Source organism: uncultured Microbulbifer sp., from assembly GCF_947489355.1.
Lineage (GTDB): Bacteria > Pseudomonadota > Gammaproteobacteria > Pseudomonadales > Cellvibrionaceae > Microbulbifer.
On sequence record NZ_CANLDD010000001.1, the window covers coordinates 237,819 to 254,849 of the forward strand.

At 56.8% G+C, this 17,031-nt stretch carries 10 protein-coding genes; 1 reads left to right on the forward strand and 9 read right to left on the reverse strand.

The genetic code is table 11. The annotated features are described in order from the left end of the window. Positions 1 to 143: 143 nt before the first annotated feature. The 7 genes from aroB to Q1A48_RS01040 form a co-directional block, all read right to left on the reverse strand. Positions 144 to 1,229 carry a 3-dehydroquinate synthase gene (gene aroB, locus Q1A48_RS01010; protein WP_299939961.1) on the reverse strand — a complete coding sequence of 362 codons (1,086 nt, stop codon included), beginning with the start codon at positions 1,227 to 1,229 and terminating at the stop codon, positions 144 to 146. 84 nt (positions 1,230 to 1,313) lie between these two features. Continuing rightward, positions 1,314 to 1,805 carry a shikimate kinase gene (locus Q1A48_RS01015; protein WP_299939964.1) on the reverse strand — a complete coding sequence of 164 codons (492 nt, stop codon included), beginning with the start codon at positions 1,803 to 1,805 and terminating at the stop codon, positions 1,314 to 1,316. A 29-nt stretch (positions 1,806 to 1,834) separates the two neighbouring features. Further along, positions 1,835 to 4,018, reverse strand: a complete 2,184-nt coding sequence (gene pilQ, locus Q1A48_RS01020; RefSeq protein WP_299939966.1) for a type IV pilus secretin PilQ — start codon at positions 4,016 to 4,018, stop codon at positions 1,835 to 1,837. Next, positions 4,018 to 4,548, reverse strand: coding sequence for a pilus assembly protein PilP (locus Q1A48_RS01025; protein ID WP_299939968.1), 531 nt, complete (start codon positions 4,546 to 4,548; stop codon positions 4,018 to 4,020). Before Q1A48_RS01025 ends, pilQ begins: the two co-directional genes overlap by 1 nt. Continuing rightward, entirely contained in the window at positions 4,545 to 5,165 is a 621-nt protein-coding gene (pilO, locus tag Q1A48_RS01030; protein ID WP_299939970.1) for a type 4a pilus biogenesis protein PilO, read from the reverse strand. The genes Q1A48_RS01025 and pilO overlap by 4 nt, the downstream gene beginning before the upstream one ends. Positions 5,166 to 5,177: 12 nt before the next feature. After that, a complete protein-coding gene (locus tag Q1A48_RS01035; protein WP_299939972.1) occupies positions 5,178 to 5,753 on the reverse strand; it encodes a PilN domain-containing protein in 576 nt (191 codons plus the stop codon). A 1-nt stretch (position 5,754) separates the two neighbouring features. Then, on the reverse strand, positions 5,755 to 6,831 hold the full coding sequence (locus tag Q1A48_RS01040) for a pilus assembly protein PilM (RefSeq protein WP_299939975.1): 1,077 nt from the start codon (positions 6,829 to 6,831) through the stop codon (positions 5,755 to 5,757). 147 nt (positions 6,832 to 6,978) lie between these two features. Between Q1A48_RS01040 and Q1A48_RS01045 the strand changes: the two genes are divergently transcribed. Then, positions 6,979 to 9,636 carry a penicillin-binding protein 1A gene (locus Q1A48_RS01045; protein WP_299939978.1) on the forward strand — a complete coding sequence of 886 codons (2,658 nt, stop codon included), beginning with the start codon at positions 6,979 to 6,981 and terminating at the stop codon, positions 9,634 to 9,636. 411 nt (positions 9,637 to 10,047) lie between these two features. Here Q1A48_RS01045 and Q1A48_RS01050 read toward each other — a convergent pair whose 3' ends face one another. Next, on the reverse strand, positions 10,048 to 10,530 hold the full coding sequence (locus tag Q1A48_RS01050) for a chemotaxis protein CheW (RefSeq protein WP_299939980.1): 483 nt from the start codon (positions 10,528 to 10,530) through the stop codon (positions 10,048 to 10,050). Positions 10,531 to 10,573: 43 nt separating this feature from the next. Beyond that, the gene (locus tag Q1A48_RS01055; protein ID WP_299939983.1) at positions 10,574 to 16,909 is read right to left on the reverse strand and encodes an Hpt domain-containing protein; all 6,336 of its coding nucleotides are present in this window, start codon (positions 16,907 to 16,909) and stop codon (positions 10,574 to 10,576) included. Between the last annotated feature and the right edge of the window lie 122 nt (positions 16,910 to 17,031).

The window sequence follows — 17,031 nt, forward strand, 5'->3', positions numbered from 1 at the left end:
GCGCAATAGTACTTCCATGTCACTGTATTTTCAACATTTTACAGATTATTAATCTGCCAAGTTAAATCAAGTCAGACTTATCTTCTATTGAGATCATTTTCTGTTATTCATTTCTCTCGCTATGGGCCATATCGGGGGAATCATCACCTCACCCCGCAGTTTTTTAGCGCATCTATCACTTTTTCCCTCGGTGTGTCTTCTGCCACACTGGCTTCGCCAAGCGCCTTCAGCACCACCAGGCGCAGCCTCCCATTCACCACTTTCTTGTCTAACGCCATGGCTTGCAGAAAGTCCGTAACGGTCATCTCCGCGGGGGGCCGCTGTGGGAGCCGGGCCTTGCGCAGAAGGCTCCCCAGCCGCCCGAGCAGGTTGTTATCGACACTGCCACACAGTCGCGACAGCTCCAGTGCCAGGACCATACCAACTGCGACCGCTTCACCGTGAAGCCAGGCGCCGTAGCCCTGCACCGTCTCAATCGCGTGGCCAAAGGTATGGCCAAAATTCAATATGGCACGGCGTCCGGACTCGCGCTCGTCACTGGCGACCACTGCCGCCTTATCCCGGCAGCATCGATCAACGGCATAAGCCAGGATGGCTGCATCGCGTTGCAACAGAGCATCCATATTGGTCTCGAGCCAATGAAAAAACGGCGCGTCACAGATCAAACCGTATTTGATGACCTCCGCAATACCGGCGGAAAACTCCCTGTCGGGCAGGGTGGTCAGAGTATCCGTATCCGCCAGTACCAGGCGAGGCTGGTAAAAGGCGCCGATCATATTCTTCCCCAACGGGTGATTGACGCCGGTCTTACCGCCAACTGAGGAATCCACGAGCGCGAGCAGAGTCGTGGGTATCTGGATAAAATCCACCCCGCGCTGATAACAGGCGGCGGCAAAACCACACATATCTCCGACCACACCGCCGCCAAGGGCAATCAGGGTGGTGGTGCGGTTGTGGCGTTTCTCCAAAAGAATATCGAAGATACGGTTAACCGTATTCAGGGTCTTGTAGGACTCGCCATCAGGCAACTCGATAACATCCAACTTATCGAAGCCGGGCAGACCTTTGAGCAGCCGGGCCAGATACAGGGGCGCAACCGTCTCATTGGTCACCACACAGACCTGGCGACCGCGAATTGAGGGCAGCAAATACTGTGCATCTCCAAGGAGTTTCGAGCCGATGATAATGGGGTAGCTGCGCGCCCCCAGGGCTACATTCAGGCTGTGCATGGTGCTCTCTTTTCCGTCAGTTCGAATCTGACACCGTAAAGGGGAATTAAACGAAGCGCACTTTAGCACAGAGTGCCCGCGGCGTTATTGGCAGAGAAAGTCCTGTAGGCGTTCGGCCACCAGAACGGAAGCCTGTTTGGGATTGAGGTGGTCGGTAGTGCAGATCACGTCTGCCACCTCGCGATAGAGGGGCTCGCGCTCCCGCAGTATCTCTTCAATACGCTTGCGTGGATCGGGGACATACAGGAGCGGGCGATTGGCATTTTTTGAAGTGCGTTCGAGCAGTTGCTCCACACCGGCCTGCAGATAGGCAACATGGCCGCACTTTTTCAGCATCCGCCGGTTTTCTGCCAGCAGTACTATACCGCCACCAGTGCCAATCACCTGGCAAACTCCGTGACACAGCTCCTTGAGCACGTCACTTTCCCGCCGACGAAATCCCGCCTCTCCTTCCACATCGAAGATCCAGGGAATATCCGCCCCGGTGCGCTCTTCCAGCACCTTGTCGGTATCGGCAAACGGCAGCCGCAATTGTGCTGCCAGCAATTTACCGATAGTGGATTTGCCTGCCCCCATAGGGCCGACTAAAAAAATGGAGCGGTTGATCACTTAGCAAAAAACGTCTCGTCTTCCATAATGCGCGGGGTAATAAACATCAGTATCTCGCGTTTGTTATCCTCCCGAATCGTTCTCTTGAACAAATTTCCCAGGTAGGGTATGTCCCCCAAAAAAGGAATCTTGGTCACCCCCTCGATCACACTACTATCAAAGACCCCACCTAAGACTATCGTCTCGCCATTGCGGACCAACACCTTTGTCTCCAGAGTATTGACATTGATTGAGGGTACCTGACCACCGCCGCTCACGTCGACAAGCTCGCCAACACTGTTTTGTTCAATTCTCAACGCCATAATAATATTGTTGTCCGGCGTGATTTGCGGCACAACTTTCAACTGTAGCACCGCCTCGCGAAAGGTGATAGCGGATGCCCCTGAAGAGGTCGCCTCCTGATAGGGAATCTCAACGCCCGATTGAAGAATGGCTTCCTGCTTGTCTCCCGTCACCACCTTTGGCTGGGAAACGATTTCAACCGCATCGGTTGCTTCCAAGGCAGACAATTCCAAGCCAAGATAAAAGTCTCTTTTTAGGATGGCGTAAGCGATGCTACCTGCGGCATTACTTACCCCCAAATCCACCAGTAAAGGTTCAAACTCGCCTTCGAGGGCACCAAGGGTGGCGTCGTCCTTCAATTTCAAGCTGCCAGAGCTAAGCCCCAGAGCATCATCACTGATTTCTTGATCACCTACATAATCCCACTTGACACCTAGTTCGCGGGTAAAATCACTGTTTGCCGTGACAATACGGGCCTCGATCATTACCTGGCGGATCGGGACATCGATGGCCTCAATCAATTCACGAAATTGTGCGATCTTATCTTCTGTATCCGTGAGAATGATCGTGTTTGTACGCTCATCGACAATCGCGCTGCCGCGCGGAGACAATATACTGGCTTTATTGCTATCACCACTGTTGCCACCAGCGAAGCCCCCCTGTCCCTGACTACCCCCCTGCCCGCCGGAAAACAACTTGAAGAGTTCACCGGCATCGGCATAGCGGACATGAATATACTCTGTGCGTAGTGGTGCCAACTCCCGTAACTGCCTGCGTGTCTCAAGTTCCTGGCGCTCCCGCTCGGCAATCTCCGCGGCCGGCGCCACCATAATGACACTGCCCTCCTGGCGCTTATCCAGACCTTTTGCTTTCAAAATCAGGTCCAGGGCCTGATCCCAGGGGACACCATCCAGGCGCAGAGTGATACGCCCCTGCACGGTGTCGCTCGCCACCAGATTGAGGTCGGTGAAATCGGCAAAGATCTGCAGAACCGAACGTACTTCTATATCCTGAAAACTCAATGACATTTTCTTGCCGGAAAATTCGAACACCTTTTCTTTTTCACGAACTTCAGCAGCCGAGAGCGGTTTCACACTGAGCACATACTCAGTATCCGCCTGGTAGGCAAGATAATCATACTCGACATCCGCCGGATCAATGGCAATGACGGTATTTCGTCCATCGTGATCTACCGTAATTGAATTCACCGGGGTTGCGAAATCCGTTACATCCAGGCGCTGGCGCAAAGAGTCCGGTAACTCGGCATTGAGAAACGTCAGATATATTTTGCCTTTGGTGCGTTCAACATCAATGTTCACGGCAGGGTCAGACAGGCTGATAATCACTTTCCCCTCGCCGGTCTCGCCGCGGCGAAAATCGACATTGCTGATAGCCACCCTGCCAGAACTGAGAAACTGCTGATCACCACTCACACTGGCACCGCGATCGTGGGAAACCGGGGTGGCCGGCGCAGCTACCGTGGCGCCAGTTGTCGAATCGGCGCCGATGTCCAGTACCAGTTGATTGCCCTCGCGTGCACTGGTATACACCGGCAACTGGTCCAGGTTGACAATCAAGCGCGTGCGGCCCTCACTGGAGACGATCACCGCGCTGCGGGCACTCCCTATCCCCAAGGGGTATTTTTTTCGCGGCAATACACTCTCAACACCGACGAAGTCCATCACAATGCGCGCTGGTTGCTCGATTGTGTACCCTGTGGGCTCGGGGGGTACGTCGCTAAAAGTCAAGCGCAATTGCACTCGGCTTCCGGGCAGCTCGGAAAACTGAATATCATTCAGCTGATTCACCTGAGCCTGCGCTGCAGCAGGGAGCATCAGCAATCCGAGTAGTAGTAGCTGATAGGGGGCCAAAAAATTGGCGAACTGCTTATTGATCATTATCCATTGTCCCTCTCTTTCAACGTCAGTGCCCGCGGCCTCTCGATCCAGCCACCGGTACCATCCGGTACAATTTCCAGTACGTCGACTTGTGAAGCGGTGGCATTCACTACGCGCCCATGGTTCTTACCCATGTAATTGCCGACGGTAATCCGGTGAATACCGCCGGCACCATCATCAATCAAAGCCCAGAGCTGTCCGTCGCCGGACAGGGTGCCCACCATAGACAAGGCATCGAAGTTGACTCTTTCCAACAGCTCCCGCTGTCGATGCATATCCGGTGCGATATCGAGCTTGCGCCCCACCAGCCGCTGCTCCGACTCCAGCAGCGGGCGAACAAAAGGGCTGCGCCTAGCTGCCGTGCTGTACACATAGGGACTATAAGGCGTAAAGGTCGGTATTGGCTCCATCCGACCCCGGGGCTTCTGCTCCACTTCAGCCATCCTCTTGCGCAAGTCGCTGTGGTCCGCATTCAGACTACACCCTGAAACCACCAGGAGGTTAACAGCGAGGACGCTATACCTAATCACCCCTCTTCCTCCTGATCTTTATAGCGATATGTCTTGGCGTTGATGACCATATTCAGAAGGCCTGCCCCGTCTCGATTGGTGGTAATTTCATAATCGTGTAGTGTCACGATGCGCGGCATGCCGGCAATACCACTGACAAAGGCGCCAAATTCATGGTAGCCACCTTGAACCTCTATACGGATTGGGAGTTCCACATAGAACTCACCCACCAATTCGTCTTCCAGTGCCACTTTTTCAATGGTGAGGCCACTGCCACGGCCGTACTCGTCAATGTCCTCCAGCAGGCCCGGAACCTCGGTATCCTGGGGCAACTGCTTGAGCAGGGCACCGAAATTCTGCTTGATTTCGACAAGCTGTGCACGATAGGATTCCAGGTTTTGCGCTTCAAACTGCTTGTGCTCGAATTGAGAAAATAATTCCCGCTCTTTTTTTGCAGCGATTTCCAGTTTGCTGTACAGGTCGCTAATCCACAAATAGTACCCGAGCCCTACCAGCACCGCCGCAGCCAGGCTCAAAAGCGCAACGCGCCCAGCCAGCGGCCAGACGCCTACACGACTGAAGTCGATATCGTTGATATCGAGATTTTTCAGTTGGTCTAGGGTATCTCCCAATGCCATGATCAGGTTCCTTTAATTGTCTGCATCGGCATGTTCACTGTCTTTTTTACGTCCACTCATATTGACCCCGAGCTGGAAAGCGCTCGCCTGCTCCCCAAACGCAGGACTCGCCGTGACATCAGTGAGGTTCGGGGAGTCATACCAGTCAGACTGGTCCAGGTTGCGCATAAAAGACGAAACCCGATTGTTGGATTCAGCGACACCGGAAAGGGCCAGACTGTTTCCCTTACGCACAAGAGAGGTCAACCATAGCCCCTCTGGTGTGGCCTGCACCAGCTCATCGAAATAGCGCACAGCCAGGGGGCGGTTGCCCTGCAGCTCCTGGATTACCCGCATGCGATCAATCAGCTCCTGGCGGTGTTTTTTCAGTTCCTTGATTTCCGCGACCTGTTTATCCAGCGCATTGATCCTCACCTGTAGGATTTGGTTGCGCTCATCCTGACGGTCAACCTGCTGGTCCACGGTTTCCATCCATAGAAATACAGATGCGGCTGCCGCCATTAAAACCAGCAGGGCGATCTGTTGAAATTCTTTTTGCTTCTGTGCACGGTATTCCTGGCGCCAGGGCAGCAGGTTAATCTTGGCCATATCAGTACTCCTTTTCCCGCATCGCCAGACCCGCGGCAATCAACAGGGCCGGTGCCTCTTTACCCAGCGCCTTGTGGTTGACCCTGGAGGAGATGCTCATCCCCGCAAACGGGTTGGCGACCAAAGTGGGCTTTCCCAGTTTCTCGCCGACCAGTTCGGACAACCCTTCCATGGCCGCAACACCGCCGCTGAGCAGGATGTAATCGACATCACTGTAGGAGGTAGAAGAGTAAAAGAACTGCAGTGAACGGGTAATCTGCTGAATCACCGCATCCCGGAAGGGTTCCTGCACTTCAGCGTGGTAATCGTCAGGCAATCCGCTACCACCCTGGTGCTTCGCCAGGGCGGCCTCATCCGCTGAAAGGCCGTAGCGGCGCTGTATTTCATCGGTGAGCTGACGCCCGCCGAAAAGTTGCTCGCGGGTGTAAACAGTCTTACCATCCAGCAAAATGGACAAGGCACTCATGGTGGCACCAATATCCACAACAGCGACAGTCAGTTGCTCCTGTGGTGGCAATTGTCCCTCCAAAAGAGTGTAGATGCGCTCTATGGCATAGGCTTCCACATCGACCACGCCCGCTTCCAATTCGGCTTCTGCCAGTGCGGAAACGCGCTGATCAATATTTTCGCTTCGGCATGCCGCAAGCAGCACCTCCACCTGATCCTCCCCTTTTTCCGATGGGCCCTGCACTTCAAAATCCAGGCTCACTTCTTCTAGGGGATAGGGAATATAATGGTCCGCCTCCAGCGCAATCCGTGCCTCTAAGTCTTCATCGGAGAGATCCGCGGGCATTTCCAGCGTCTTGGTAATCACCGCCGAGCCGGAAACAGCCACAGCGGCTTGACGCAAGCGGGTTTTGGAACGGCGCACCACCTTGCGGATAGCCTCGGCCGCAGCCCCGACATCATTGATGTTTTTGTCCACCACCGCATTGGGGGGCAGAGGCTCCACGGCGTAACCCTCCACTCGATATTTATCGCCATTGCGACTCAACTCCAGCAATTTCACCGCAGTAGAGCTAATATCGAGTCCCAACATGGCCTTTTGGCCTTTATTCAGAAAAGGGAAAATCCCCATTTTTCTTATCTTTTCCGTGGGTTATGAGAGGTTGATGTTATAGCACTTTAAATTACCGCTTCAAGCGGCATTTGCATAGGTAATAGCGCACAATATTCGTATAATTATTCATCGGATCCTACAACTGAAGTACACAGAAGCCATTTCATGACTGCAAAAGTCCAAAATCGCCTGCTGGCGCTGTTCTGGTTCTGCCTCGCCGGCCTGGCCGCTACCGCCATGGTGCTCGCCAGCATTTACCTCTACCTGAAGCCGGGGCTGCCCTCCATTGAAAGTTTGCGGGATATCCGCCTGCAGACACCCCTGCGGGTCTATTCACAGGACATGAAACTGATTGGCGAGTTCGGGGAAAAACGGCGCAGCCCGATTACCATCGAGCAAACGCCCGAACCCTTTATCCAGGCGATTCTCGCCGCTGAGGATGCAAGCTTTTACTCCCACAATGGCGTCTCCATCAAGGGGCTGATCCGGGCCGCCTCCCAACTGATACAAACCGGCGCCATCCAGTCCGGTGGCAGCACCCTGACGATGCAGGTGGCGCGCAACTTCTTCTTGAGCCGCGAACAACGCTTTGTGCGCAAGTTCAATGAAATCCTGCTTTCCCTACAGATAGAGCGTGAGCTTACGAAAGACGAGATCCTGACGCTTTACATCAATAAGATTTTCCTGGGTAACCGCGCCTACGGTTTCCAGGCTGCCGCACAAGTCTACTATGGCCGCAATATCAAAGCGCTCAACCTGGCCCAGTGGGCCATGATGGCGGGGCTGCCCAAGGCCCCCTCAACCTTCAATCCCATTGCCAATCCAACCCGCGCACTGGTGCGGCGCAACTGGATTCTAAAGCGCATGTTGGACCTGGACTATATCGACCAGGATGCGTACAAACACTCCATTACCGCCCCGGTCACTGCCCGCTATCACAGCCGCGACCTGGACCTGGATGCCCCTTACATTGCCGAAATGGCTCGAAGGGAGGCCGTGGCGCTGTTTGGCGATAGCGCCTATACCGACGGCTATCAGGTGATTACAACCGTGGATAGCCGCCTTCAGGATACGGCGCGCAAGGCCTTGCAACACGGACTCGAAACCTACGATACCCGTCACGGCTACCGCGGTCCCGAGCAGCGATTGCCACCGGAACTATTGCACGACAGCGACCAACTGATTGACCTACTCAATGAAATTCCTGTACTGGGGGGCCTTGAGCCCGGTGTGGTCACTGCGGTCGAACCCAGACAACTGCAGGTACAGCTGCGGGATCGACGGGTGGTGGAAGTTCCCTGGCGCAACGGGCTCAATGCCATTCGTCCCTACATCTCCGAGAGTGCCCGTGGCCCGCGCCTGCAATCTGCGGAAAAAATGTTTGCACCAGGCGATGTGGTGCGCCTGCGCCGGGTTGTCTTGACCCCTCGCGAAGGCGCCAGCCATACCTCCCCGGCCCCAACCGGCGAGGAAGTACCCAAACCCGATCCATTTGCCGACCCCGATGAAAGCGACTCAAAACCCTCGCAAGCGCAGGTCATCGAAGAGTGGGCATTGGCCCAGGTACCAGCAGCGCAGGGAGCACTGGTTTCCATCGATCCCAAAGACGGTGCCATACGCGCTCTGGTTGGCGGCTACGATTTCCGCCAGAGCCACTTCAATCGGGTAACCCAGGCAGCGCGACAGCCGGGCTCCAGCTTCAAGCCCTTTATCTACGCCTCTGCCATTGAGCGGGGTTACACGGCGGCTAGTGTGATCAACGATGCGCCGATTATTTTTGAGGAGACCAACCTGCAGGATGTGTGGCGACCCGAGAATGATGGCGGCACCTTTCTCGGGCCAACCCGCTTGCGTACGGCACTGTATAGGTCGCGCAACATGGTTTCCATCCGCCTGTTACAGGCCCTCGGGCTCGACTATGCGCTGGGTTTTATCGAAGGCTTCGGTTTCAAGCGCAGCAAGCTCGCGCGCAACCTGACCATTGCCCTGGGCAGTTCTGCGCTCACCCCCCTGGACATGGTGCGCGGCTATGCCGCCTTTGCCAACGGCGGCTACCGGGTGGAACCCTATCTGGTAGACCGGGTGCTAGATGTCAATGGCGAGGCGCTCTACCAGGCACTGCCCCTCACTGTGTGCAATGACTGTCCCGAACCCGGTATCGTTTCCCAGGGCTTCATTGAGGAGCCGGTTAACCTGGCAGCCTGGCAACAGGCTGAGGAAGTCCCCGACCAGGGCGAGGGGCCCGTTAAGTTAAACGTGTTGCCGGTAGGGCCGCTGGACCCTGCAAAGAACCAGGCGCGTCCTCTGGCCCCGCGCGCCATGACAGTGGAAACCACCTACATCATGGATTCCATCCTCAAGGACGTGATCAAGAAAGGAACCGGGCGCCGCGCTCTCGTGATGAAACGCGGCGATATCGCCGGTAAGACCGGCACGACCAATGGCCCCCGCGATGCCTGGTTCTCCGGTTACAGTCCATACCTGGCCACCAGTGCCTGGGTGGGCTTCGACTCCTATGGGGAACTCGGCAAGAATGAATACGGTGGTTCCGCCGCGCTGCCTATCTGGATCGAATTTATGTCCGCAGCCCTGGAGGGTCTACCGGAGCGCCATCTGCCCCAACCCGACGGTATAATGACCGTGCGTATCAACCCCAAGAATGGCCTGCGCACCTCCTATGGTGGTATCTTCGAGATCTTCCGCACCAATCGCGTACCCAGGCGGGAGGTTTATAACCCCTACCGATCCAGGTATACCGACGAGGATAGGGATATGCCCGGACGGGAACGACCGGTTGAATCCCTGCCCGAGGAACTGTTTTAACCCCACCCCAAGGCACCTCCTGGCGGCTGAGCAGTCTCATGAAAAAGGGGCCCGGCTATCTGTGCTTATTGTTGGATGTTCCCGGGTGGGTTTGCGCAGTCAGGCAGGAGACATGCGGCTTTTAGGTTATTGCCATTGAGGTCGGTCAGAAAGGCACGGTAATAATCGGCGTGATGCCCAGAGCGCAAGCCGGCGCACCATTGCCTCACCCGCTAGGCCACAAATGCATTCAGCCTGCAAGGATACCAAGGGCCTCAAAAACGGTTTGATAGGAAACGTGTGTGGCCGGGGAGGCTGTGCGGTAGGTTCAGGATGACCCGTGTTTGTATCATGTCTGCGGTGCTAATTCCTATACATCAAGGACAGCAACTGGCTAGGGCTGGGCCCCGCCCGCCTAAACTGGACATCCCTTCAATCCGTCCTGCGGTATTTCAGACAGGCGCACTCCAGCCCCTGTAAATCGGGAATGACAGCCTCCTCGCCGGAGAGGGCAACATGCATCAGTTCGCCGGGGTTCAAGCGCTGCTCACGCAGCGCCAGCTCTTCGGGGGTTACGCGCACTAGGCGTGGCGTCCCCCGTAGTACAAGCGCGAAATATGGCAGGTCGCCATCGGGATTGCCACTGCTCAGAACGGCGATGCGCCCATTCTCCGGGATATCGCCAGGGGAATCACCGCGCATCACATCAAAAGACAACAGCGGCAGGCGCTGCTCACGCCAGATCAGGTCCCCCAGATACCATTCGGGCGCATCGCACACGGCCGCCGGAACCTGCATCGCGATGATTTCAGAGAGACTGTCTACAGGTACCAGCATCTGCCCCCGCTGCAAGGGCAGCAACAGACTGCTCACCTCTGGGGGGACATCTACCGGTAGGGCTTCAACTTCACGCATTGCTACCTCTTATGTTTAGGCTCTCTATTGGGTGCCGGCAACCTCAACTACCGACAGCTGAGGTTCCCGCATATTCGCGAATGGTTTCGAGCAGTACGTCTTCCTGGTAGGGCTTGCCCAAATAGTGGTTCACACCCAGTGACATGGCGTGGTCGCGATGCTTGCTACCGGTACGGGATGTGACCATCACAATGGGGATATCCCGCAGGCGGCTGCTGGAGCGAATGTGCCGCGCCACCTCGAAACCGTCCATACGCGGCATTTCGATATCCAGCAGGATGAGATCCGGGATCTTGTCCTGCAACTGGATCACTGCATCCTGGCCATCCTTGGCGGTACTGACAAGGTAGCCTTCGCGCTCGAGGAAACGGGTCGTCACCTTGCGCACGGTGACTGAATCATCCACCACCATCACCGTTTGCTGGTGCTCTTCCAGCTCTCGCTTCGGTGCCGTTTGCAACTGTAGTTGTGGCATTGTCGGGCGCGCCAGCTGGGTCGCCTGGCGGCGCAGCAGGGCGTGGGCGTCGAGGATCACTACCACAGCGCCATCGCCGGTTACTGTCGCCCCGGATACCCCCTGCACACCGGCAAACTGCGGCCCCATACTCTTCACCACGATCTCGCGGCTGCCGCGGATAGCATCCACCTGCAGCGCCATGGCATGGCCCTCGGAGCGCACCAGCAGAACCGGCAGTTGCATATCATCGACACTGAGTTTTGGCTGGGCACCCGACTTGAGCAGAGTGCCGAAGTAGCAGACCTCATAGCGTTCACCGGCGTACTCAAAACGGGCATCGCCGGTACGATAGTAATGCTCCAGTTCGAAGGGGCTGAGGCGTACGATGCCCTCAATGGTATTTAGAGGCAGGGCAAACAGATCCTCGCCGATTTTAACCATCAGGGCGCGATTGACCGACACGGTAAACGGCAGACGCACGACAAACTCGGTACCAGCTCCCGCCTGGGAATTGATATGCACGCCGCCACCAATCTGCTTCAGCTCTGCGGAGACCACATCCATACCCACCCCGCGACCGGAAATCTGGGTCACTTTTTCCGCCGTGGTAAAGCCCGCCTGCAGAATAAACTGCAATATCTCGTTATTGGACAACTCTGCGTCCGGGCGCATCAGGCCATTTTCCACGGCTTTTTCCCGCACCTTTATCAGGTTGACGCCGGCGCCATCGTCGCGGATGGTCAGCACCACCTCACTGCCCTCGCGCGCCATAGCGACATGGATACGACCGCGCTCGGGCTTGCCCGCAGCGAGGCGTGCTTTTGGCATTTCGATGCCGTGGTCCACCGCGTTGCGCAGCATATGTTCCAACGGCGCCACCATGCGCTCAAGCATGGATCTGTCCAGCTCCCCCTCGACGTTGGAGAACACCAGATCCACCTGCTTGCCCAGCTCTGCACTCACCTGTCGCACGATCCTGCGAAGACGGGGCACCAGGCGGGAGAAGGGCACCATGCGGCTGCGCATCAGCCCCTCCTGCAACTCCGTATGTACCCGCGACTGTTGCAACAGCAGGGTCTCGGTATCCCGCGCTTTGTTATCGAGGGTGGAGCGAAGCTCCATCAGGTCGGAAGTGGATTCCAGCAGGGAGCGGGACAACTGCTGGATAGACGAGTAGCGGTCCATTTCCAGCGGGTCGAAGTTGCCATCATGCTCAGCCAGCTGTTCGTGCCGGAACAGGATCTGTGCCTCGGTCTCTCTATCCAGGCGGCGCAACTGTTCGTTGAGCCTCAGCAGGGTTGAATCCATTTCGTCGAGTGCCAGACCGAACTCACTTATCTGCTCTTCGAGGCGACCGCGTGAAATGGCGGTCTCACCGGCGAGGTTAACGAGTTCTTCCAGCAGCTCAGCGGCGACACGAACCATTTCCTGGGGCTGGTTTTTGGCGGAACCCGTTAACTCATCCGAGCCCTCTGACTTGCGGATAAACGGCAGTATGTTGCCACTGTTCTGGGCCACTTTCGGCTGCGGTGGACGGTCAGGGGTCTCGGTCTCTTTTTCCCTCAGGCTTTTCACTGCGGGCAGGGATTCCGACACACTCACCCCTGCCTGCGTGTCAGCGGTAGTGCCCTCGACAACTTCCACCGCCTCCGGCAGAACCACAGTCTTGCTCTCGGTTGTTTCTGCAGTACTCTCCCAGGCACCTTGATCGGCCCAGTCGGCGACCAGCAATTGCACGAAGGCTTCCGGTTGTTCGCCGGACATCCAGGCGCGCACAGTTTCAATGCCGTCGGCGATACGGTCGTGGATACCGTGGGCATCGGCAAAAAACTGCCGAGAGGGCCGGGTGTCATTCCGCATTTGCTCGATCACGGTTTCAAAACGATGGGCCACTTCGCCAAGCCCCAGAAGGCCAGCCATACGCGCACCGCCTTTAAAGGTATGCAGCACCCGCTTGAGCGCTTCCGCCTGCTCTCGGCTTTCCGGCGCGTCTTCCCAGTTTTGGATCAATGCCTCCAACTCATCGGTAAGATCGACCGCTTCCTCCAAAAAGACCTCAACAACATCGGAATCAATTTCCGCAAGCAGTTTTTCTCCCTCGGCAAACGCATCCTGGCGGTACCCGGCAGCGCTGGCTAACGCCACCGACGGTGACTCAGCAGGTGTTGCCTCAGAACTGCTTGTCTCCGCTGTACGTACCCGGAGTGTGGTATCTACAGACTTTTGCGGCCCATGCTCTGGCACCGCTGCCACCTGTAGCCCTGAGAGCGCAGCGGGCGCTTTTTGTATCCCTTCACTGGCGCTGTCTGCTCCCGCATTTTCAGCTCTGTTCACAGGCTCACGTTCAACGGCAGTATCGCTGAGCTGCTTTGGGGTCTGCACAACACCGAATTCTGGGCCGTTGATACCCAGTTCACCCAGATCGTATTCCTCTTCAAACACTTCGGCGACTGCCACACCTTGCGCCAGGTAACGCAGTGCCTCCTCAACAGCCTCACTCACCTCCGGCAAGTCCTGGGCAGCGGCGACAGCATCAACCAGATCCAGCAGTTCGTTGTGCCCCTGCTCAAGGGATGCCCACAGCGCCGGCTCTCCCTCAAGCTGACCGGCAAGCACCTTGTGGTAGACATCCAGAAGTAACTGAGACAACTCCGCCAAAGTCTGCAGTTGTGCGTGACTGGCGGCTTTGTGTAAAACCACAAGCTCTTCGGCAACGAGGGCAACCTGGGACTTGTCGGCGGGATTGATGCGCCAATGATTCAGCACTTGGTCGGCATCCAATAAAACACGCATTCCTTCAGCCATCAGCACTTGGAGCAGTTGCGGGTCCACCGCCTTGGGCTCACTGGCCTCGCGCTCGCGGATCAAGTGGCCCACAGAGCGCTCCTGCAGCTCGGCCACACGGGCGAGGAACTGCTCAGATCTTCCAATGCCAAGCGGTTTTCCAGTGCGGATCTGGGCCAACACCTGATGCACATAGCTGGCCCCATCACCGATCAGATCAAGGATGTCGGCGTCAATCGGCACTTGGTAGATACGCAGCTCTTTGGCAAATCGCTCAAGCGGTGCCATCATTTCGGCGACCACCTTGACTTCCGCCATGTGGGCGGAACCTTTCAGGGTGTGCAGCGCTCGGTGCAAGGGGTCGCTGGGCACGTCGTAAACCGGCGCGGCAGCGCGCATGTCCTCAAGGAATTCAGCCACTACCGCCAGGTGCGCCTCAGCCTCCTGGGCAAAGATCTCCCACAGTTGTGCCCGGTCCTCCCCGTTGTCTTCCTCCACAGTGGCCTGCGCCGCCCTGTCTGCGCTTTGCGTCTCCAGTACCGCAGGTATATGCCCCCGGCTGAGCTGCTCAGCCCAGGCTTGCAACTGCAAGGTTTGCTGCTGATCCGGATCACCCCGACCACAGCGGAAAGCCTCGATCATGGAGGGCAATTTCTCACAGACCCGCTCAATCAACCCTACGTGAGCACCCTGGGGTTTCACGCTGTCGTCGATAATGCGGTTGAGCATGTTTTCCACTGCCCAGGCCAGCTCGCCGACATCCAGCGCCTCGACCATGCGACCCGACCCCTTCAGGGTGTGGAAACCGCGGCGGAATTCTTCCAGGGCACCAACATTGGCAAAATCAGCCGCCCAATCTGGGAAGTAGTTGCGAATATGGACGAGGACTTCACCGGCTTCTTCGAGAAAGATTTCTACAATCTCATCGTCGATCAGACGCTCGTCACCATCAATCACTGCCCGTATCCCAAGCGGTTTCTCAGGCTTCTCCCAGGCCAACTCGGTCTGGGTATCCGCTTCCGGTGCGATGGCGGTCCCTTCAGCCGTTTCTGCCGGTTCACCCACCGCATTTTCCATTGCCGGCGCCGTTGCGTGTATACATTTTGCAGCATGCTCACCGCTTGGAAACCCATGCTCCTTTTCCCTATCTGGCACCCTATCGTCGACAGAGAGGACACGCGCAACCTCAGTGTCATTGTCAGCCGCAATAGCGCCCCTTTTCGGCACTTCAACCTGTTCATCGCATCCCAGGGGCTCAGCAGTAGGGGCTTTCGCGCCCTCCAACCCAGCGAATGTGACTGGCGTCCCCCCTACAGATTTGGCTGTAGGGGTGGATTGATGCCCCATTTCACCTTCGACTTTTCCAATCCCGGCAAATTTGGGGTCAAATAGCGTAAAACCCTCTCTATTCACACGAAGGGTTTCACCCTCAGGCACCCGTTCAGTTGTGGAAGCGGCGGTACCGGAGAACTCCTGTCTCTCTCCCCTGAGGGGAAAGCCCAGATCGGCGACACTGTCTTCGGCCAATGCCAGTAGCATCTCGGCATCCTCAAGACCTTCGCAGCTGCGCTCCAGGTAATATTCAACACTGGTAATGGCATCGGCCAGGGTATCCAGCATGCGCCATTCGGGTTGCTCCGCCTTCTCGATCAGGGACTTGTCGATATAGTGTTTGCAAGCGGCGATTATTTCGCTGGCGCGCCGATAGCCCACCATTTCCAGGCCACCGCAGACTTCCTGCAGGCGCTGTGGGACCCGGCTCAGATAGCTGATATCCCAGTGGCTGGCGACATATTCCATCACCGCCTCTTTAACTGCCTCCAGCCCTAGGTGCGCCTCGCGTCGAACGGAATCCTTGGCATCACCCATAATCGGTTGCTCTTCGTCAACCCGTTTATTGCGATCGATATTGGCTGCCAGGGCAGAATTCAGTTGTACCAACTCGCCGGCGGCACGCATCAGATACTCTTCGACATCGCTGCCACGGGAGGCATCGCGCAAATATTCATAAATGCCGCGGGCGCGGGCGCGCTGTGTCTCAAGCCCAAGCACGCCGAGCGTATCCGCAACCCGTTTGACCACCGCTGCAGTTTCGCTCAGTGGCGGCTGTTCTCTCACAGCGCTACTCGGTTCCAGAGCCTCGCGCACCCATTGAAGCTCTTCGCTCAGAGCGGTGATCGCAGTGCCGAGGGCCTCGGGACCCATCGCCAACACATCCTCGGTATCGGGGCGCGGTGTGCCCGGTACCGCTCTGCCCAGGCCAAAGCGCTGGTACAGGTCGTGGCAGCGCGGACCGTTGGGGCCGGCCAAGTAGACGTAAAAAAGCAAATTGCGTAGGAAATCTGCATCAAGGCGTGCATCCAGTACCCTGGCGCCGCGCCCCTGCAGCAGGCGGAACTCTACATCTATCCGGCGCAGAAGGTGGCGCAGGGCGGGCTGTACACTGAGGCGATGCGCACCGATGGCTTCAAAGATGCCCAGCAGTACCCCCCACAGGGGCTTGCGCGCGCTGCCGTTGTAGAGCAACTGCATCTTTTCAACAATTTTGTTCAAATAGGCAAGGCTCTCACCGCTGTTCACATCCCGGATCAGGCCTGCCGCGGCGACGTGGTACATCTTTCTCAGCTTGGTGACCAGCTCCTGCAGTCTCGCATTATCCGCAGTCAGCGGCTGGCGCTTGCCGGTGACCTGCTCCAGAGAGGAAAGGTCGGGAGAAAAAAGTGCACCTTCTGTGATCAGGCGTTCACGACGCACAGCACGCAAATCGTTGAGAAGAGGCAACAAGAGGACTGCATTGTCCCGACGCTGAAAAGAGACTTTTTCCAGGTAGAGAGGCAACTCCAACAGCGCGCGCATAAGAAACTCTCGGGTCTCTTCGGTATTTTCGACACCGCCACTGGCCAGCGCCTGAACCAGTTGTTCCATCTCCTCAGCCAGCATGGCCGCACCGGAAAGCTGTGCCATATGCAGGCTGCCATGTACCTGATGGACCAGAGACAGGCAGTTTTGCAACAGCGGTGCACCGGCATCTGGATCATCAGCGAATGTCTCGAGAAGTTGACGCGCCTGCGCCATCGTCTCGTTAATTTCACCGATCAGCCAATCCAGGGCCATGAAGTTTGGATTGTCGTGGTTCACGCCAAGTCCCCAATATTTCATTCTCTATGCAGGCGCTATACCCGGATGCGAGCCGACTTACACGAGTTTCCCGAAAGTCTTCCGCGCGCCCCTCTCCACCCGGTCATCTTAAAATGACGCCA

Coding starts and splice junctions, on each gene's coding strand:
- aroB (WP_299939961.1), bottom strand. CDS start 1,229: ATGCACAGCCTGAATGTAGCCCTGGGGGCGCGCAGCTACCCCATTATC.
- Q1A48_RS01015 (WP_299939964.1), bottom strand. CDS start 1,805: ATGGGGGCAGGCAAATCCACTATCGGTAAATTGCTGGCAGCACAATTG.
- pilQ (WP_299939966.1), bottom strand. CDS start 4,018: ATGATCAATAAGCAGTTCGCCAATTTTTTGGCCCCCTATCAGCTACTA.
- pilO (WP_299939970.1), bottom strand. CDS start 5,165: ATGGCATTGGGAGATACCCTAGACCAACTGAAAAATCTCGATATCAAC.
- Q1A48_RS01035 (WP_299939972.1), bottom strand. CDS start 5,753: ATGGCCAAGATTAACCTGCTGCCCTGGCGCCAGGAATACCGTGCACAG.
- Q1A48_RS01040 (WP_299939975.1), bottom strand. CDS start 6,831: ATGGGGATTTTCCCTTTTCTGAATAAAGGCCAAAAGGCCATGTTGGGA.
- Q1A48_RS01045 (WP_299939978.1), top strand. CDS start 6,979: ATGACTGCAAAAGTCCAAAATCGCCTGCTGGCGCTGTTCTGGTTCTGC.
- Q1A48_RS01050 (WP_299939980.1), bottom strand. CDS start 10,530: ATGCGTGAAGTTGAAGCCCTACCGGTAGATGTCCCCCCAGAGGTGAGC.